This is a genomic window from Metapseudomonas cellulosilytica, from assembly GCF_049334135.1.
Taxonomy (GTDB): Bacteria; Pseudomonadota; Gammaproteobacteria; order Pseudomonadales; family Pseudomonadaceae; genus Metapseudomonas.
Genome location: NZ_JBHZGN010000004.1, coordinates 90,119 through 108,569 on the forward strand (window position 1 = coordinate 90,119; position 18,451 = coordinate 108,569).

Annotated in this window: 16 protein-coding genes; 11 read left to right on the plus strand and 5 right to left on the minus strand. The window is 64.6% G+C overall.

Annotated elements, in window-relative coordinates; translation table 11 throughout:
- The first annotated feature begins 228 nt into the window (after positions 1-228).
- From ACFW0H_RS06475 to ACFW0H_RS06505, 7 genes are all read left to right on the plus strand, one after another.
- Positions 229-1,560 carry an OprD family porin gene (locus tag ACFW0H_RS06475; protein WP_422913078.1) on the plus strand — a complete coding sequence of 444 codons (1,332 nt, stop codon included), beginning with the start codon at positions 229-231 and terminating at the stop codon, positions 1,558-1,560.
- A gap of 786 nt (positions 1,561-2,346) precedes the next feature.
- Positions 2,347-2,985: a peroxiredoxin gene (locus tag ACFW0H_RS06480; protein WP_422913079.1), complete on the plus strand. Its 639-nt coding sequence runs from the start codon at positions 2,347-2,349 to the stop codon at positions 2,983-2,985.
- Between the two features lie 99 nt (positions 2,986-3,084).
- Positions 3,085-4,047 (plus strand): sulfonate ABC transporter substrate-binding protein, encoded by a 963-nt coding sequence (locus tag ACFW0H_RS06485; protein ID WP_422913080.1) that lies wholly within the window; start codon positions 3,085-3,087, stop codon positions 4,045-4,047.
- Positions 4,048-4,157: 110 nt separating this feature from the next.
- Positions 4,158-5,312 carry an FMNH2-dependent alkanesulfonate monooxygenase gene (ssuD, locus tag ACFW0H_RS06490; protein ID WP_422913081.1) on the plus strand — a complete coding sequence of 385 codons (1,155 nt, stop codon included), beginning with the start codon at positions 4,158-4,160 and terminating at the stop codon, positions 5,310-5,312.
- Between the two features lie 10 nt (positions 5,313-5,322).
- The gene (gene ssuC, locus ACFW0H_RS06495) at positions 5,323-6,108 is read left to right on the plus strand and encodes an aliphatic sulfonate ABC transporter permease SsuC (RefSeq protein WP_422913082.1); all 786 of its coding nucleotides are present in this window, start codon (positions 5,323-5,325) and stop codon (positions 6,106-6,108) included.
- Positions 6,105-6,914, plus strand: a complete 810-nt coding sequence (ssuB, locus tag ACFW0H_RS06500; RefSeq protein WP_422913083.1) for an aliphatic sulfonates ABC transporter ATP-binding protein — start codon at positions 6,105-6,107, stop codon at positions 6,912-6,914. Before ssuC ends, ssuB begins: the two co-directional genes overlap by 4 nt.
- Before the next feature lie 109 nt (positions 6,915-7,023).
- Positions 7,024-7,239 carry a TOBE domain-containing protein gene (locus ACFW0H_RS06505; protein WP_016490167.1) on the plus strand — a complete coding sequence of 72 codons (216 nt, stop codon included), beginning with the start codon at positions 7,024-7,026 and terminating at the stop codon, positions 7,237-7,239.
- 196 nt (positions 7,240-7,435) lie between these two features.
- Here the strand turns inward: ACFW0H_RS06505 and aguA are convergent, their stop codons facing one another.
- From aguA to ACFW0H_RS06530, 5 genes are all read right to left on the minus strand, one after another.
- The gene (gene aguA, locus ACFW0H_RS06510) at positions 7,436-8,542 is read right to left on the minus strand and encodes an agmatine deiminase (protein WP_422913084.1); all 1,107 of its coding nucleotides are present in this window, start codon (positions 8,540-8,542) and stop codon (positions 7,436-7,438) included.
- Between the two features lie 85 nt (positions 8,543-8,627).
- Positions 8,628-9,506, minus strand: a complete 879-nt coding sequence (gene aguB / locus ACFW0H_RS06515) for an N-carbamoylputrescine amidase (RefSeq protein ID WP_422913085.1) — start codon at positions 9,504-9,506, stop codon at positions 8,628-8,630.
- A 199-nt stretch (positions 9,507-9,705) separates the two neighbouring features.
- The gene (locus ACFW0H_RS06520; protein ID WP_422913086.1) at positions 9,706-10,350 is read right to left on the minus strand and encodes a TetR/AcrR family transcriptional regulator; all 645 of its coding nucleotides are present in this window, start codon (positions 10,348-10,350) and stop codon (positions 9,706-9,708) included.
- A gap of 143 nt (positions 10,351-10,493) precedes the next feature.
- Positions 10,494-11,552 carry a polyamine ABC transporter substrate-binding protein gene (locus tag ACFW0H_RS06525; protein ID WP_422913087.1) on the minus strand — a complete coding sequence of 353 codons (1,059 nt, stop codon included), beginning with the start codon at positions 11,550-11,552 and terminating at the stop codon, positions 10,494-10,496.
- A 148-nt stretch (positions 11,553-11,700) separates the two neighbouring features.
- The gene (locus ACFW0H_RS06530) at positions 11,701-13,086 is read right to left on the minus strand and encodes a glutamine synthetase family protein (RefSeq protein WP_422913088.1); all 1,386 of its coding nucleotides are present in this window, start codon (positions 13,084-13,086) and stop codon (positions 11,701-11,703) included.
- A gap of 278 nt (positions 13,087-13,364) precedes the next feature.
- Between ACFW0H_RS06530 and ACFW0H_RS06535 the strand changes: the two genes are divergently transcribed.
- The 4 genes from ACFW0H_RS06535 to ACFW0H_RS06550 all read left to right on the plus strand — a co-directional run bounded on the left by ACFW0H_RS06535 (position 13,365) and on the right by ACFW0H_RS06550 (position 18,298).
- Positions 13,365-14,117, plus strand: a complete 753-nt coding sequence (locus tag ACFW0H_RS06535; protein ID WP_422913089.1) for a gamma-glutamyl-gamma-aminobutyrate hydrolase family protein — start codon at positions 13,365-13,367, stop codon at positions 14,115-14,117.
- A gap of 134 nt (positions 14,118-14,251) precedes the next feature.
- A complete protein-coding gene (locus ACFW0H_RS06540; protein WP_422913090.1) occupies positions 14,252-15,610 on the plus strand; it encodes a glutamine synthetase family protein in 1,359 nt (452 codons plus the stop codon).
- Positions 15,611-15,671: 61 nt separating this feature from the next.
- Complete coding sequence (locus ACFW0H_RS06545; protein WP_422913091.1) at positions 15,672-17,039, plus strand: aspartate aminotransferase family protein; 1,368 nt, start codon at positions 15,672-15,674, stop codon at positions 17,037-17,039.
- A gap of 158 nt (positions 17,040-17,197) precedes the next feature.
- Positions 17,198-18,298 (plus strand): polyamine ABC transporter substrate-binding protein, encoded by a 1,101-nt coding sequence (locus ACFW0H_RS06550; protein ID WP_422913092.1) that lies wholly within the window; start codon positions 17,198-17,200, stop codon positions 18,296-18,298.
- Positions 18,299-18,451: the final 153 nt, after the last annotated feature.

Sequence of the window (18,451 nt, forward strand, 5' to 3'; positions counted from 1 at the left end):
TCGGATTCTTCTTATTTCAAAATGATCTTTGTATCTGAAAAATAATTCTTTTTGGAAATTAATGTTCCCCCCCTAGAGTGGCGGCCTGCCGAAAGCGGACCGCCGCATCGCACTCGCACCGGAGCCTGTGAAAACGACAGTGGCTTCGAAGGTCACGCAGCGGCGCATCGCGTCTGCTTCTGCTCCGGTCGCCCAACACCCTTTCAAGACCGCATTGGAGCATCGAGCATGAACAAATCGTCCCTCGCCCTGGCCGTCGCCCTCGGCGTGCTGGCCCAGCAGGCCGCCGCCGGCGGTTTCATCGAAGACAGCAAGGCCAGCCTGACCCTGCGCAACTTCTACATCAACCAGGACAACCGCCAAGGCACCGCCGCGCCGTCCAAGCAGGAGGAGTGGGGCCAGGGCTTCCTGCTCAACTACGCCTCCGGATTCACCGAAGGCACCGTCGGCGTGGGCGTCGACGCCCTCGGCCTGCTCGGCGTCAAACTGGATTCCGGCAAGGGCACCCACTTCAACCCGACCAGCGCCAACTACGGCGGCATCGTCTTCCCCACCGACGACGACGGCCGCGCCAAGGACGACTTCGGCAGCCTGGGGGTGACCGGCAAGCTGCGCTTCTCCAAGACCGAGGCGCGCCTCGGCACCCTGCTGCCGAAGCTGCCGGTGGTGACCTACAACGACGGCCGCCTGCTGCCGCAGACCTTCGAGGGCGGGCAGGTGACCTCCAGCGAGATCGCCGGCCTGACCCTGACCGGCGGCCAGCTGGAACACGCCAAGGGGCGCAACTCCAGCGACGCCCGCGGGCTGTCCATCGCCGGCGCGAACAACGCGCGCACCGGCCAGTTCGTCAACAAGTTCTACTTCGCCGGTGGCGACTACAAGATCAGCGACGCCCTGCTGGCGCAGTACTACTTCGGCAACCTGGAGGACTTCTACGAGCAGCACTTCGTCGGCCTGACCCACAACTGGGCACTGCCGGTGGGCGCGCTGAAGTCCGACCTGCGCTACTTCTACAGCGATTCGGACGGCAAGAACGCCAGCGCCGCCGGGCGTGCCGAGGGCTTCGTCAGCAGCGGCAACTGGGCGCGCAACGACCCCGCGCGCGGCGAGGTGGACAATCGCACCTGGAGCGCCTTCTTCACCTACAGCCTCGGTGGCCATGCGGCGAGCCTGGGCTACCAGCAGGTGTCCGGCGACAGCGCCTTCCCCTTCCTCAACCAGGGCGACGGCGCCACCGCCTACCTGATCACCGACCGCCAGATCGGCAAGTTCCTCAGCGCCGGCGAGCGCACCTGGGTGGCCGAGTACGGCTACGACTTCGCCAAGCTCGGCGTGCCGGGGCTGAAGGCGCAGGCCACCTACCTCAAGGGCGACAACATCGAGACCCAGGCCAGCGACCAGGGCGAGTGGGAACGCGATCTGCGCCTGGACTACGTGCTGCAGAGCGGCCCGCTGAAGGGCCTGGGGGTCTCCTGGCGCAACGCCGCGCTGCGCAGCGATGCGGTGCGCGACCAGGACGAGAACCGCCTGATCCTCAGCTACACCCTGACGCTGCTGTAAGGGGGGGTGGGCAGGTCTGCGGCCTGCCTGGTGCATGAATTCGCCCCTACAGGGACGGTAATTCCCGGCACGGATAGCTCCCCTCTCCCTTTGTGGCGAATAGGTGCGCTTTCGGAAGCACCGCTTCTGGCGCCTATGAGCGCCTGAGCGCGCAGCGATCAGGCCGGGGCGCAGAGCGGGGCTGGGGGTGAGGGAAGTTGAGCCCCCCGCGGTGTTGGCCATGTTGGGCATCGCTGCGCTCTGCCCAACCTACGGGGCCGCTGCGCGGCCCTTTCGCGAATGAATTCGCTCCTACAGGGATCGCGCCAGGGAGGGGGATTTTGGGTGCGGGCCGGGCTCAATCGTAGGGTGGATCACGCTTCACCGATCCACCGTCGGTGTCGAGCTTGGCCTCGCTGGTGCATGCAAAAAGCGACATCCACCCTACGGCTTGCGCGGCCCGTTTCGCGAATGAATTCGCTCCTGCAGGGATCGCGCCAGGGAGGGGGATTTTGGGTGCGGGCCGGGCTCAATCGTAGGGTGGATCACGCTTCACCGATCCACCGTCGGTGTCGAGCTTGGCCTCGTTGGTGGATGTAAAAAGCGACATCCACCCTACGGCTTGCTCCTGCAAGGGCGAGCGGTAACCAGCCGGGAATCTCATTCCAGAGGCCTTCCCGGCTTTTTCATGTCCGCAATTTAATAGATAAATAAGTAATAAATAAATCGTTATTTATTCTTTTTAATTTACAAAAGCCTTGCGCATAGTGAGCCCCACGGAACGACACCAGACACAGGAGCAGCACCATGAGTATCCGCCTCGGCGACATCGCCCCCGACTTCGAACAGGACTCCAGCGAAGGCCGCATCCGCTTCCACGAGTGGCTGGGTAGCAGCTGGGGCGTGCTGTTCTCGCACCCGGCCGACTTCACTCCGGTGTGCACCACCGAACTGGGTTTCACCGCCAAGCTGAAGGACCAGTTCGCCGCCCGTGGCGTCAAGGTGATCGCCTTGTCCGTGGACCCGGTGGACTCCCACCATCGCTGGATCGAGGACATCAACGATACCCAGGGCACCCTGGTGAATTTCCCGATCATCGCCGACGCCGACCGCAAGGTGTCCGACCTCTACGACCTGATCCACCCGAACGCCAACGACACCCTCACCGTGCGTTCGCTGTTCATCATCGACCCGAACAAGAAGGTGCGCCTGGTCATCACTTACCCGGCCAGCACCGGGCGCAACTTCAACGAGATCCTGCGGGTGATCGACTCCCTGCAGCTGACCGACAACCACAAGGTCGCCACGCCGGCCAACTGGCAGGACGGCGACGACGTGGTGATCGTCCCTTCGCTCAAGGACGAAGACGAAATCCGCCAGCGCTTCCCGCGCGGCTACAAGGCGGTCCGGCCCTACCTGCGCCTGACTCCGCAACCCAACCGCTGATCCACCCGGCGCATCCCGCGCTGCGAAATACCCCGCCTTACTCACCCGCCAACGGGCAGCAGGCAACGACATAAACAGCAAAGTCATGAGGAGAGCGCCATGCGCACCATCACTTTGCGTCGGAGTCTGGCTGCCCTCTTTACGGCTGCCCTGGCTTTCGGCGCCATCACCCAGGCACAGGCCGAGACCCTGCGAATCGGCTACCAGAAATACGGCACCCTGGTACTGCTCAAGGCCAAGGGCACGCTGGAGAAGCGCCTGGTCGAACAGGGCATCGACGTGAAATGGACCGAGTTCCCCGGCGGCCCGCAGCTGCTCGAAGGGTTGAACGTCGGCTCCATCGATTTCGGCGTCACCGGCGAGACCCCGCCGGTGTTCGCCCAGGCCGCCGGCGCTGACCTGCTCTATGTGGCCTTTGAACCGCCGGCGCCGCAGAGCGAGGCGATCCTGGTGCCCAAGGGCTCGTCCATCCAGTCGGTCAAGGAACTGGCCGGCAAGAAGGTCGCGCTGAACAAGGGCTCCAACGTGCACTACCTGCTGGTTCGCGCACTGGAAGAGGCGGGCCTGAAGTACAGCGATATCCAGCCCGTGTACCTGCCCCCGGCCGACGCCCGCGCCGCCTTCGAGCGCGGCAGCGTGGACGCCTGGGTGATCTGGGACCCCTTCCAGGCCGCCGCCGAGAAGCAGCTGGAAGCCCGCACCCTGCGCAATGGCGAAGGCATCGTGGACAACCACCAGTTCTACCTGGCGACCCGCGGCTACGCCCAGAAGCATCCGCAGGTGATCAGCACCCTGATCGAGGAAGTGCGCGCCGTGGGCGAGGACTCCAAGGCCGATCCGGACAAGGTCACCGAACAGGTGGCGCCGCTGCTGGGCCTGCCCAAGGACATCACCTCCGTGGCGGTGAAACGCCAGGGCTACGGCGCCCAGCCGCTGACCCCGGAAGTGGTCGCCGCGCAGCAGAAGATCGCCGACACCTTCACCGGCCTGAAGCTGATTCCGAAAAAACTCAGCATCGCCGATGTGATCTGGACGCCGCCGGCCAAGGTCGCGCAGCAGTAATCCCGAAACACCGGGTGAGACCGCGCCAAGCGAAGCAACCCTCATCCGAACGCGGCCCGCCCCGCCCCCTCTCCCAAAGGGAGAGGGGAGAATTTGAAGGAGACCACTCCATGAGCTTGAACATCTTCTGGTTCCTGCCGACCCACGGCGACGGCCACTACCTCGGCACATCCGAGGGCGCCCGCGCCGTCGACCACGGCTACCTGCAACAGATCGCCCAGGCGGCCGACCGCCTCGGCTTCGGCGGCGTGCTGATCCCCACCGGGCGTTCCTGCGAGGATTCCTGGCTGGTGGCCGCCTCGCTGATCCCGGTTACCCAGCGCCTGAAGTTCCTCGTCGCCCTGCGCCCCGGGATCATTTCGCCGACCGTGGCCGCGCGCCAGGCGGCAACCCTGGATCGCCTGTCCGGCGGCCGTGCCCTGTTCAACCTGGTGACCGGCGGCGACCCGGACGAACTGGCCGCCGATGGCCTGCACCTGAACCATGAAGAGCGTTACGAAGCATCAGTGGAGTTCACCCGCATCTGGCGCCGCGTGCTGGAGGGCGAGACTGTCGACTACGACGGCAAGCACATCCAGGTGAAGGGCGCCAAGCTGTTCTACCCGCCGCTGCAGAAGCCGCGTCCGCCGCTGTACTTCGGCGGTTCCTCCGAGGCCGCCCAGGATCTTGCCGCCGAGCAGGTGGAGCTGTACCTGACCTGGGGCGAGCCGCCGGCGGCGGTGAAGGAGAAGATCGAGCAGGTGCGCGCCAAGGCCGCCAAGCTGGGCCGCACGGTGCGCTTCGGCATCCGCCTGCACGTCATCGTGCGCGAGACCAATGAAGCCGCCTGGGCCGCCGCCGACCGTCTGATCGAGAACCTCGACGACGCCACCATCGCCAAGGCCCAGGCCGCCTTTGCCCGTTTCGATTCGGTGGGCCAGCAGCGCATGGCCGCCCTGCACAACGGCAAGCGCGACCAGCTGGAAGTCAGCCCCAACCTCTGGGCCGGCGTCGGCCTGGTGCGCGGTGGCGCCGGCACCGCGCTGGTGGGCGACGGTCCCACCGTGGCCGCGCGGGTGAAGGAATACGCCGATCTGGGCGTCGATACCTTTATCTTCTCCGGCTACCCGCACCTGGAAGAGTCCTACCGCGTCGCCGAGCTGCTGTTCCCGCACCTGGACCTGGCGCGTCCGCGCACCAATGACGGCCTGGGCTTCGTCAGCCCCTTTGGCGAGATGGTGGCCAACGAGGCGCTGCCAGAAGCCAAGTTGGCGTCGCAGAGCTGAGGGCGCAGGGATGACATTCAATTCCGTACTCCTGCGCCTGGCGCCCTGGGCACTGCCCGTGGCGCTGCTGGCGATCTGGCAAGGCGCGGTGGAAACCGGTCTGCTCTCCACCCGCATCCTGCCGGCGCCCAGCGCGGTGCTGGCGGCGGGATGGGACCTGTTGTCCAGCGGCGAGATCTGGACTCACCTGGCCATCAGCGGCTGGCGTGCCGGCATCGGCTTCGCCATCGGCGGCGGCCTGGGTCTCTTGCTGGGCTTCACCACCGGCCTGTCGAAGTGGGGCGAGCGCCTGCTGGACAGCTCGGTGCAGATGATCCGCAACGTGCCGCACCTGGCGCTGATCCCGCTGGTGATCCTGTGGTTCGGTATCGACGAGTCGGCGAAGATCTTCCTGGTCGCCCTCGGCACCCTGTTCCCCATCTACCTGAACACCTACCACGGCATCCGCAACGTCGACCCGGCGCTGGTGGAGATGGCGCGCAGCTACGGCCTGTCCGGCTTCTCGCTGTTCCGCCAGGTGATCCTGCCCGGCGCGTTGCCCTCGATTCTGGTGGGGGTGCGCTTCGCCCTCGGCTTCATGTGGCTGACCCTGATCGTCGCCGAGACCATTTCCGCCAGCTCCGGCATCGGCTACCTGGCGATGAACGCCCGCGAGTTCCTGCAGACCGACGTCGTAGTGCTGGCGATCCTGCTCTACGCCGTGCTCGGCAAGCTGGCCGATGTCGCCGCCCGTGGCCTGGAACGCGTCTGGCTGCGCTGGCACCCGGCCTACCAGGCCAAGGGAGGTGCAGCATGACCGTCCTGCAGACTCCGCAGCGCTTGAAACGCGGCATCCCGCTGGCGCTGCGCGGCATCGGCAAATCCTTCGGCGAGCGCGAGGTGCTCAAGGGTATCGACCTGCTGATTCCCGCCGGCCAGTTCGTCGCCGTGGTCGGCCGCAGCGGTTGCGGCAAGAGCACCTTGCTGCGCCTGCTGGCGGGCCTGGACAAGCCTTCCCGCGGCGAGCTGCTGGCCGGCTCGGCGCCGCTGGAAGACGCCCGCGAGGACACTCGCCTGATGTTCCAGGATGCGCGGCTGCTGCCCTGGAAGCGGGTGATCGACAACGTCGGCCTGGGCCTGACCGGTGACTGGCGCCCGCGCGCCCTGGAAGCCCTGGAAGCGGTGGGCCTGGCCGACCGCGCCAAGGAGTGGCCGGCGGCTCTGTCCGGCGGCCAGAAGCAGCGCGTGGCCCTGGCCCGTGCGCTGATCCATCAACCACGCCTGTTACTGCTGGACGAGCCCCTGGGCGCGCTGGATGCGCTGACCCGTATCGAGATGCAGCAGCTGATCGAGCGCCTCTGGCAGCAGCACGGCTTCACCGTGCTGCTGGTGACCCACGACGTGAGCGAGGCGGTGGCCGTCGCCGATCGGGTGATCCTGATCGAAGAGGGCGCCATCGGCCTCGACCTGCCGGTGGAGCTGGCGCGACCTCGGGCCCGTGGATCGGCGCGCCTGGCCGCCCTGGAAGCCGAAGTGCTGGACCGCGTGCTGGCCCTGCCAGCGGCGCCGCCGGAACCCGAACCCGTTTCCCCCCTGCCCACGCAATTGCGCTGGGCACTTTAAGAGCAGCGGCAAGCTTCAAGCCTCAAGCTGCAAGAAGAAGTCGGATGCTTTCACTTGCAGCTTGTCGCTTGCCACTTGCAGCTAATTTTCGACCCCAGGAGAAAATCGAATGACCATCAAAGCCATCAACGTCCGCAACCAGTTCAAGGGCACCATCAAGGAAATCATCGAGGGCCCGGTGCTCTCCGAGATCGACGTGCAGACCGCCGCCGGCGTCGTCACCTCGGTCATCACCACCCGCTCCGTGCGCGAGCTGGAGCTGGGTGTCGGTTCCGAGGTGATCGCCTTCGTGAAGTCCACGGAGGTGTCCATCGCCAAGCTGTGACGGTGGCTGCTGCAGGGGCGAATTCACTTGTAGGGGCGAATTCATTCGCCAAGCAGGCCGAAGGTCTGCCCTGCAAGGCGTCAGGGGGCAGCTGCGCTGCCCTTGGCGAATGAATTCGCCCCTACAGGGACATCATTCGCCGAACCCAAACGACAAACCCCCGCAATCGCGGGGGTTCGTTATATCAGGCTTTCGCTCAACGCTTTTGCGGCGCCGGCTGCTGCTGGGTGATGCAGTGGATGTTGCCGCCGCCGAGGAGGATCTCGCGGCCCGGCACCATCACCACCTCATGCTGCGGGAAGACGCGCTTCAGGATGGCTTGCGCGGTCGCGTCCTTCGCGTCGTCGAATTTCGGCGCGACGATGCCGCCGTTGACGATCAGGAAGTTCACGTAGGAGCCGGCCAGGCGGATCGACGGATCGCGCGCCTGGGTGCCTTCCACCAGGTCGACGCCGGCGCATTCTTCCTCGGTGGCGTAGATCGGGCCGGGGATCGGCATCTTGTGAACCACGAGCTGGCGACCCTTGGCGTCGCGGGCCTGCTCCAGCACCTTCATGGCCGACTGGCAGCGCGGGAAGTTCGGGTCCTCCGGGTCGTCGGTCCAGGCCAGCAGGACTTCACCCGGGCGCACGTAGCAGCAGAAGTTGTCCACATGGCCGTCGGTCTCGTCGTTGTAGAGGCCGTCCGGCAGCCAGATCACGGTTTCCACCGCCAGCTGCTCGCGCAGCACCGCTTCGATCTGTTCGCGGGACAGGTGCGGGTTGCGGTTCTTGTTCAGCAGACATTCTTCGGTGGTGATCAGGGTGCCTTCGCCATCCACATGGATGGAGCCGCCTTCCAGCACGAAGCCGTCGGTGCGGTAGCGCTTGCAGCCTTCGATCTCGAGGATTTTGCGCGCCACCTGGTCGTCGCGGTTCCAGGGGAAGTAGAGGCCGCCGTCGAAGCCGCCCCAGGCGTTGAAGGTCCAGTCCACGCCACGGACTTCGCCCTGGTCGTTGATCACGAAGGTCGGGCCGGTGTCACGGACCCAGGCGTCGTCGTTGGAGATTTCCACCACGCGGATATTCGGCTCGTCGAGGCGCGCGCGGGCGTTCTCGTACTGGCTCGCGGAGACGCAGACGGTCACCGGCTCGAAGCGGGCGATGGCCTTGGCCACGGCGGTGAAGGCGGTTTGCGCGGGCTTGCCGCCCAGGCGCCAGTTGTCGGGGCGCTCGGGCCAGACCATCCAGGTGCGGGTTTGGGGTTCCCACTCGGCCGGCATGCGGAAGCCGTCGTCGCGCGGAAGGGTGTTGAGAGTGTTCATCGATCCACCATCAGTCTGAAAGGGGCAGGGGCCAACCCGCTGGCGAACAGTGCATCGCCATCGGGCTGGCCCCTGTATTCGGGCATTACGACTCGAGGGAGCCGTCCAGGGTCTTGATCGGGGAGTATAGGTTCGGGCGGCGATCGCGGAACACACCCCAGGCGCTGCGCACGTGCTCGAGTTTGTCCAGGTCGAAGCTGTGCACCAGGATGCCTTCCTCGGTCTCGTTCAGTTCCTCGACCTTCTTGCCGAACGGGTCGGCGATGAAGGAGGAGCCGTAGAAGGTGATGTCGTAGCCGTCCTGCTCTTCCTTGCCGATGCGGTTGGACGCCACCAGCGGCATCAGGTTGGCGCCGGCATGGCCCTGCTGCACGCGCTGCCAGTGGTCACGGGAGGTGATGCTGGCGTCGTGCGGCTCGCTGCCGATGGCGGTGGGGTAGAAGAGGATCTCGGCACCCAGCAGCGCCATGCTGCGGGCGGCTTCCGGGAACCACTGGTCCCAGCAGATGCCGACGCCGATCTTCGCGTAGCGGGTGTTCCACACCTTGAAGCCGGTGTCGCCCGGGTTGAAGTAGTACTTCTCGTGGTAGCCGGGGCCGTCCGGAATGTGGCTCTTGCGGTAGACGCCGAGGTTGGAGCCGTCGGCATCGATGATCGCGATGCTGTTGAAGCGTGCGCGGCCGGCCTGCTCGAAGTAGCTGATGGGCAGCACCACCTCGAGTTCACGGGCGACGTTCTGGAAGTGCGCGATGGCTTCGTTGGTCTCGGTCGGGGTGGCCAGCTGCAGATAGTCCGGGTTCGGCTTCTGGCAGAAGTAGGGGGTCTCGAAGAGCTCCTGGATCAGGATGATCTGCGCACCCTTGGCAGCGGCCTGGCGGACCAGCTTCTCGGCGTTGGCGATATTCGCGCCGCGATTCCAGGAACAGGCCATCTGGGTGGCGGCGACGGTAACAATGCGGGACATGGAACACCTCGTCAGAACGAATTCGGACCGAATGCCGGATATCTATCGGCAAGCGGGGTATTTCCGTGCTGGCGGAATAGGGGGGCCGCCGGGCGGATGGCGACTTTATATCCGATAAAAATCTGCATTTGAAGCCAGATTTTTCTATCAGGGAAGGATTTCTGATTTATTTGCGGATAAATATCGGTTTTGTGCCGCTTCAGATCGGCAGGGCCGTGGTTCGCTTCGGCAGGTAGGGCGGCAGGTAGAGGCCGAGGTAGGCGTCGAACACGCGCATGCCTTCCTCGGCCAGGCGCGGGGTGATTTCGCCGTGCAATTGCACCGAGCGGGCGTAGACGCGGTCGCCCAGTTCCATGGCCAGGGCGAAGACGTCGACATCCTCGGGCAGCACCGGCAGTTCGAAGTGCCGCTCGAAGAGGGCGTGCATCAGGCGACCCAGTTCGATGTCGTGCTGGCGGTCGGCCTGGGTCACTTCTGTAAGGCCGTGCTGGGCGAGGATCAGCTGGCGCGCGGCGGCGTCGGCGGCGTAGATCGACAGCATGCGTTCTTCCACCAGCCGCGAAAGATCGTGCCAGTGGCGCAGGTCGTCATGCTCGATGGGCTGCTGCAGGCAGGCGCGAAAGGCGGCGTGGATGTCGGCGGTGAGGGCTTCGAGGATCGCCGGCACGCTGGAGAAGAAGTGGTAGACGGAGGAGGGCGGCATGTCCGCGCGCTCGGCGACACTGTAGATCGACAGGTTGGCCACGCCCTGTTCGGCCAGCAGGGCGCGGGCGGCGTCGAGGATGCCGGCGATGCGCAGCTGGCTGCTGGCGCGCGGCTTGCGGGCGGTGGCGGGACGCGGCATGGGAGGCTCCTTTCCGAAGAGCCGCTATTGGAATCCAGGCGGTGGGGTTGGGGCAAGCGCGTAGGTTGGGCTGAGGTACGAAGCCCGACATGGCGGCTGGCAGCGAAGCGTTGGGCCTCGCTGCTCTCGGCGCCAACCTACCGTTATCTGCCTTCGCGAAACGTTGTCCAGACCTCGTCGCGGGTGGCGCTGAGCTTCTCCGGCACCGGTTCGAGGGGGAACAGGCGGCGCTTGGTGTCCTGGTCCGGGTAGAGGCCGGGCTGGTTGCGCAGGGACTCATCCAGGAACTGGCGGGCATCGGCGTTGCCGCTGGGGTAGAGGGTGGCGCTGGTGACCTTCGCCGCCACTTCCGGGCGCAGCATGTAATCGATGAAGCGGTGCGCGAGGTCGGCGCGACTGGCGCTGCTTGGAATGGTCAGGTTGTCGATGAAGACCACCGAGCCTTCATCGGGAACCATGAAGGTTACCGGCTGGCCGGCCGCGGCGGCGTTCAGGGCGTCGCCGACCCAGGCCATGGCGATGCAGAGCTTGCCGGCGTTGAGGTCGGCGATGTAGCGCTCGCCGTCGATGTAGCGCAGGTGCGGGCGCAGGGCGCCGAGGGTCTCGGCGCTGCGCTTGAGCCGGCTCGGTGCGCTGCGCGCGAGGTTGTGCCCCTGGTAGTTGAGCAGCACGGCGAGGGTTTCGTCGGGGGCATCCAGCAGGCTGATGCCGCACTGGCCGAGGCGCGCGCTCTGCTCGGCGTCGAACAACAGGCTCCAGCTATGGGGCAGCGGGCCGCCGAAGGCCTTTTCCGCCTGCGGGGTGTTCACCGCCAGGCCGACGGCACCCCAGAGGTAGGGCACGGCGTGCTGGTTGTTCGGATCCATGGCGGCCAGCTTGCTCAGCAGTTGCTTGTCCAGATGCTGGCGGTTGGGCAGGCGGGAGAAGTCCAGGGGCTGCAGGCGACCTTCCTTGATCAACCGGGGCAGGTCGTTGTGGGACGGTACCGCGATGTCGATGGGCGCGCCGCTGGCCAGGGCCTTGCCCAGTTCATCGGCGCTGCTGAAGGTGTGGTACTCGACGCGGGTGCCGGTCTCCTTCTGGAAATCTTCGAGCACCTGGGGGGCGATGTAGTCGTTCCAGTTGTAGACCCGGATCAGGTCTTCGGCCTGGGCCAGCGTGGGGAGCAATGCGAGCAACAGCGGGGCGAGCAAGCGGGGCATGACGTCCTCCCTGGTAGAGCATGCGGATTCTGGTTGTTGTTATTCCGGGTGCAGCGAGGCACGGGCGGCCCTGCTGGACCGCCGCGCCGGTGTTGCCTGGGGTGCAGATACGACAACGCCGGCCCTGGGGCCGGCGTTGCGGACTCGCTTACACGGTGTGCAGGTACCAGTTGTACTCGAGGTCGGAGATGGAGTGCTCGAACTCCTCCAGCTCGCTTTCCTTGCAGGCGACGAAGATGTCGATGTAGTCCGGGCTGATGTACTTGTTCAGAACCTCGTTGTCGTCCAGCTCGCGCAGGGCATCGCGCAGGTTGTTCGGCAGGCTCTGTTCCAGCTGCTCGTAGGAGTTGCCTTCGATGGGCGCACCCGGCTCGATCTTGTTGGTCAGGCCGTGGTGAATGCCCGCCAGGATGGCCGACATCATCAGGTAGGGGTTGGCGTCGGCACCGGCCACGCGGTGCTCGATGCGCACGGCATCCGGGCTGCCAGTGGGCACGCGCAGCGCCACGGTGCGGTTGTCCAGGCCCCAGCTCGGTGCGTTCGGTACGTAGAACTGCGCGCCGAAACGGCGGTAGGAGTTCACGTTCGGGCAGAGGAAGCCCATGGACGCGGGCATGGTCTCGAGCACACCGCCGACCGCGTGACGCAAAGCGGCGTTCTGCTCGGGATCATCGGCGGCGAAGATGTTCTTACCGGTCTTCTTGTCGATCAGCGAGATGTGCACGTGCAGGCCGTTGCCCGCCTGGCCCGGATAGGGCTTGGCCATGAAGGTGGTGTCCATCTCATGGTCGTAGGCGATGTTCTTGATCAGGCGCTTGAGCAGGACTGCGTAGTCGCAGGCCTTGAGGGCGTCCTCGACGTGGTGCAGGTTGACCTCGAACTGGGCCGGGGCGCTCTCCTTGACGATGGCGTCGGCCGGGATGCCCTGGACCTTGGCGCCTTCGAGGATGTCCTGCAGGCAGTCGGCGTACTCGTCCAGGTCGTCGATCAGGTAGACCTGAGTGGACTGCGGACGTTTGCCGGAGATGGGCGAACGCGGCGGCTGCGGGCGGCCGTTGATGTTCTCCTGGTCGATCAGGTAGAACTCCAGCTCGAAGGCGGCGCAGATGGTCAGGCCGAGCTCGTCGAACTTCTCCACCACACGGCGCAGGACTTCGCGCGGGTCGGCGAAGAAGGGTTCGCCTTCGCCTTCGACCTCGTGCATGGTCATCAGCAGCTGCGCGGTCGGGCGCTTCTGCCAGGGTTCGTCGCTGAGGGTGTCGGGGATGGGATAGCAGATGCGGTCTGCGTCGCCGATGTCCAGGCCGAGGCCGGTGCTTTCGACGGTGGAACCGTTGATATCGAGCGCGAAGATCGAAGCGGGGAGGTTGATGCCTTTCTCGTAGACTTTGGTCAGGCTGGCGCGTTCGATTCGCTTGCCTCGTACCACTCCATTCATATCTGCAATCAACAGGTCGACGAACTGGACCTCAGGATGCTCCTTAAGGAATTCGTTCGCTTCTTGAAGCTGAACGGCACGCGGGGGTACCGACATGATGCAACACCTTTTTTGTTAAAAATATCAATCACGCTCTATCTAAGGTGTGAGTCAATCTGAATCACCCCTGGATGTCAAGCGAGGCCCATTTTGCCCCAAAAACGGGCTCGATGGCCAGTTTTGGGGCGTTTAAGGGCATCCGAACCTCTCTCTAGACCATGCTGGCTGCGGTGCTCAGCGGGGCGTGTTCAATTTTTTACATCCCTATTGTGTAAAAAAATGAACAACGCTAAGCTCGGTCGCAACCCATAACAGACAAATAAAACGGGTGTCTCATGTCTCGCCTGCCGCTGATCGGCGTATCCGCTTGCACCAGAGAGATCGGTCCTCAGACTTATCATATAGCTGGTGACAAGTATCTTCGTGCGGTGGCGGTCGGAGCCGGTGGTGTGCCGCTGGTGATTCCGGCCCTGGCTGAACTGATGGATCAAGCGACCCTCCTGGCCAGCCTGGACGGTCTGCTCTTCACCGGCTCCCCCTCCAATGTGGAGCCCCATCATTATCAAGGCCCCGCTTCCGCGCCGGGCACCCGTCACGATCCCGCCCGGGACCGCACTACCCTGCCGCTGGTCCGCGCGGCCGTCGACGCCGGGATTCCCGTTCTGGGCATCTGCCGTGGCTTCCAGGAAATGAACGTGGCCTTTGGCGGCACCCTGCACCAGCGCGTGCATGAAATAGAAGGACTCATGGACCACCGCGAGCCGGCCGACCAGCCCCTCGAGGTGCAATACGCTCTCCGTCATCCGCTGCAGGTGCAGCCGGGTGGCGTGCTCGACGGCATCGGCTTGCCGTCCGAGATTCAAGTCAACTCCATTCATGGCCAGGGCGTTGAACGTCTGGCGCCGGGCCTGCGTGTAGAGGCTCTGGCGCCCGATGGGTTGGTCGAGGCCTTTTCGGTCGAAGGCGCCAAGAGCTTTGCCCTGGGGGTGCAATGGCATCCCGAGTGGCAAGTGCGGACCAACCCGAACTATCTCGCCATCTTCCAGGCCTTTGGTGAGGCTTGCAGGGAGAAGGCGGGGAAACGCTGAGCGGGAGACTCTAATAAGGAAACCGGCGAAGTTGCCGTGTCGCGCAGATCGGACTGTACTTTCCGCGGCCGACCGCCTCGCAGGACGCGAACCTGTAGAAGCCTCCTAGTGAAGCTCTCAACCCTGAGGTCTTTATGACTACCAAGCTCGACCAGCTGACCAGCTGGCTGAAAGAACGCAAAATCACCGAAGTTGAATGCATGATCAGCGATCTTACCGGCATTGCTCGCGGCAAGATCTCGCCGACCAACAAGTTCCTGGACGAGAAGGGCATGCGCCTCCCCGAGAGCGTGCTGCTGCAGACCGTGACCGGCGACTATGTCGAAGACGACATTTATTACGAGCTGCTCGACCCGGCGGACATCGACATGTTCTGCCGTCCGGACCAGAGCGCCGTTTATCTCGTGCCCTGGGCCATCGAGCCCACCGCGATGGTGATCCATGACACCTTCGACAAGCAGGGCAACCCCATCGAGCTGTCACCGCGCAACCTTCTGAAGCGGGTGCTCAAGCTTTATGCGGATAAAGGCTGGAAACCCATCGTTGCCCCGGAAATGGAGTTCTACCTGACCAAGCGTTGCGACGACCCGGACTTCCCGCTGCAGGCCCCGCTGGGCCGTTCGGGCCGCCCGGAAACCGGCCGCCAGTCCTTCTCCATCGATGCGGCGAACGAGTTCGACCCGCTGTTCGAGGACATGTACGACTGGTGCGAAATGCAGGACCTGGACCTGGACACCCTGATCCACGAGGAAGGTCCGGCGCAGATGGAAATCAACTTCCGTCACGGCGATGCCCTGGAGCTGGCCGACCAGATCCTGGTGTTCAAGCGCACCATGCGCGAGGCCGCGCTCAAGCACAACGTGGCGGCGACCTTCATGGCCAAGCCGATCACCGACGAGCCGGGCAGCGCCATGCACCTGCACCAGAGCGTGATCGACATCAGTACCGGGAAGAACATCTTCTCCAATGATGACGGTTCCATGAGCGAACTCTTCCTGCACCACATTGGTGGCCTGCAGAAGTACATCCCCGAGGTGCTGCCGCTGTTCGCGCCCAACGTGAACTCCTTCCGCCGCTTCCTGCCCGACACCTCGGCGCCGGTGAACGTGGAGTGGGGCGAAGAGAACCGCACCGTGGGCCTGCGCGTGCCGGATGCCGGCCCGGAGAACCGCCGCGTGGAGAACCGCCTGGCCGGCGCCGACGCCAACCCCTATCTGGCCATCGCCGCCAGCCTGCTCTGCGGCTACATCGGCATGGTCGAGGGTGTGAAGCCCAGCGCCCCGGTCAAGGGACGTGGCTACGAGCGCCGCAACCTGCGCCTGCCGATCACCATCGAGGCGGCGCTGGAGCGCATGGAAGCCTGCCGGGACATCGAAAAGTACCTGGGCAGCAAGTTCGTGACCGGTTATGTGGCGGTCAAGCGCGCCGAGCATGAAAACTTCAAGCGGGTGATCAGCTCCTGGGAACGCGAGTTCCTGCTGCTCTCCGTCTGATCGTAAACGGAAGGCCGGCCCGGGGCCGGCCCTCCAGACGTGTGTCGATTGAGGTATGGAAATGAATAGCCAACTGACCAACCCCCAGACCCTTGAATGGCAAAAGCTCGGTCGCGAGCATCATTTGCCGCCGTTCACCGACTACAAGGCGCTGAACGCCAAGGGTGCGCGGATCATCACCAAGGCCGAAGGCGTGTACATATGGGACAGCGAGGGCAACAAGATCCTCGACGGCATGGCCGGCCTGTGGTGCGTCAACGTCGGCTACGGTCGCGAGGAGCTGGTCCAGGCGGCGACCCGGCAGATGCGTGAACTGCCCTTCTACAACCTGTTCTTCCAGACCGCGCACCCGCCGGCGGTGGAACTGGCCAAGGCGATCGCCGATATCGCACCGGAAGGCATGAACCACGTGTTCTTCACCGGTTCCGGCTCGGAAGCCAACGACACCGTGCTGCGCATGGTCCGTCACTACTGGGCGACCAAGGGCCAGCCGCAGAAGAAAGTCGTCATCGGCCGCTGGAACGGCTACCACGGCTCCACCGTGGCCGGTGTCAGCCTCGGCGGCATGAAGGCGCTGCATGAGCAGGGCGACCTGCCGATCCCCGGCATCGAGCACATCGCCCAGCCGTACTGGTTCGGCGAGGGCGGCGATATGTCGCCGGCCGACTTCGGCGTCTGGGCGGCCGAGCAGCTGGAGAAGAAGATTCTCGAAGTGGGCGAGGACAAGGTCGCGGCCTTCATCGCCGAGCCCATCCAGGGCGCGGGCGGCGTGATCGTGCCGCCGGAAACCTACTGGCCGAAGATCCGCGAGATCCTCGCCAAGTACGACATCCTGTTCATCGCCGACGAAGTGATCTGCGGCTTCGGCCGTACCGGCGAGTGGTTCGGCAGCCAGTACTACGGCAACGCCCCGGACCTGATGCCGATCGCCAAGGGCCTGACCTCGGGCTACATCCCCATGGGCGGCGTGATCGTGCGTGACGAGATCGTCGAAGTGCTCAACGAAGGCGGCGAGTTCTACCACGGCTTCACCTACTCCGGTCACCCGGTGGCGGCGGCGGTAGCCCTGGAGAACATTCGCATCCTGCGTGAAGAGAAGATCGTCGAGAAAGTGAAGGCTGAAACGGCACCTTATTTGCAGCAACGCTGGCAGGAGCTGGCCGACCACCCGTTGGTTGGCGAAGCGCGCGGGGTCGGCATGGTCGCCGCCCTGGAACTGGTCAAGAACAAGCAGACCCGTGAGCGTTTCGCCGGTGGCATCGGGATGCTGTGCCGCGAGCATTGCTTCCGAAACGGCCTGATCATGCGTGCGGTGGGTGACACCATGATCATCTCGCCGCCGCTGGTGATCAGCAAAGACGAAGTCGACGAACTGGTGACCAAGGCACGCAAGTGCCTGGACCTCACCGCGGCAGAAGTCAAAGGCTAAGAAAAAGAGGGCGCGCTTGCGGCATTTCGCTGTGGCGCCTGTTGTAAGCAAGCCCTCTCCCTTGCCAGACTTCGTCGGTGCGTTGGCCAGGCTCACCGAGTGGTGACGTATTCGGTACGACGCCACTCGGACACTTCAACAAAAATGGAGCTACCCGCATGATCAAAACCTTCGGCAAGACCCTGCTCGCCATGACCCTGGCGGGCGCCGCGGCCGGCCTGGTGCAGGCTGACGACAAGGTACTGCACGTCTACAACTGGTCGGACTACATCGCCCCGGATACCGTCGAGAAGTTCACCAAGGAAACCGGCATCAAGGTCGTCTACGACGTCTTCGACTCCAACGAGACCCTGGAAGCCAAGCTGCTGGCCGGCAAGTCCGGTTACGACATCGTCGTACCGTCCAACAACTTCCTGGCCAAGCAGATCAAGGCCAAGGTCTACCAGCCCCTGGACAAGTCCAAGCTGCCGAACTGGAAGAACCTGGACCCGAACCTGCTGAAGACCGTCGAAGTCTCCGACCCGGGCAACCAGCACGCCTTCCCCTACATGTGGGGCTCCATCGGCATCGGCTACAACCCGGACAAGGTCAAGGCCGTGCTGGGTGACAACGCCCCGGTGGATTCCTGGGACCTGCTGTTCAAGCCGGAGAACATCGAGAAGCTGAAGGCCTGCGGCGTGTCCTTCCTCGATTCGCCGACCGAGATCCTGCCGATCGCCTTGAAGTACCTGGGCCATGACCCGCTGAGCCAGGATCCCAAGCAGCTGAAGGAAGCTGAGGCGCTGTTCCTCAAGATCCGCCCGTACATCACCTACTTCCACTCCTCCAAGTACATCTCCGACCTGGCCAACGGCAACCTCTGCGTGGCAGTCGGCTACTCGGGTGACGTCTACCAGGCCAAGTCCCGTGCCGAAGAGGCCAAGGGTGGCGTGAAGGTGGCCTACAACATTCCGAAGGAAGGCGCCGGTACCTTCTTCGACATGGTCGCCATCCCGGCCGACGCCGCGAACCCGGAAGGTGCCTACGCCTTCATGAACTTCCTGATGAAGCCGGAAATCATGGCGGAGATCACCAACGAGGTGCAGTTCCCCAACGGCAACGCCGCCGCCACCCCGCTGGTGAACGAGGAGATCCGCAAGGACCCGGGCATCTACCCGAGCGCGGAGACCATGGCCAAGCTCTATGCCTTCCCGGACCTGCCGCCGAAGGTGCAGCGCGCCATGACCCGCACCTGGACCACCATCAAGTCGGGCAAGTAAGCACGACTGTCGGGCACGGCGGGCAATTGCCCGCCGGCGCCTGGACCCCGCGGCGAAGGACCGCCCGTTCAAATGTCCGGGTTGCGGGACAGACCTGGGCTTCTTCCGGCACTGCCGGACACAACGAGAGGACGATTCTGTGCACTTCCACAT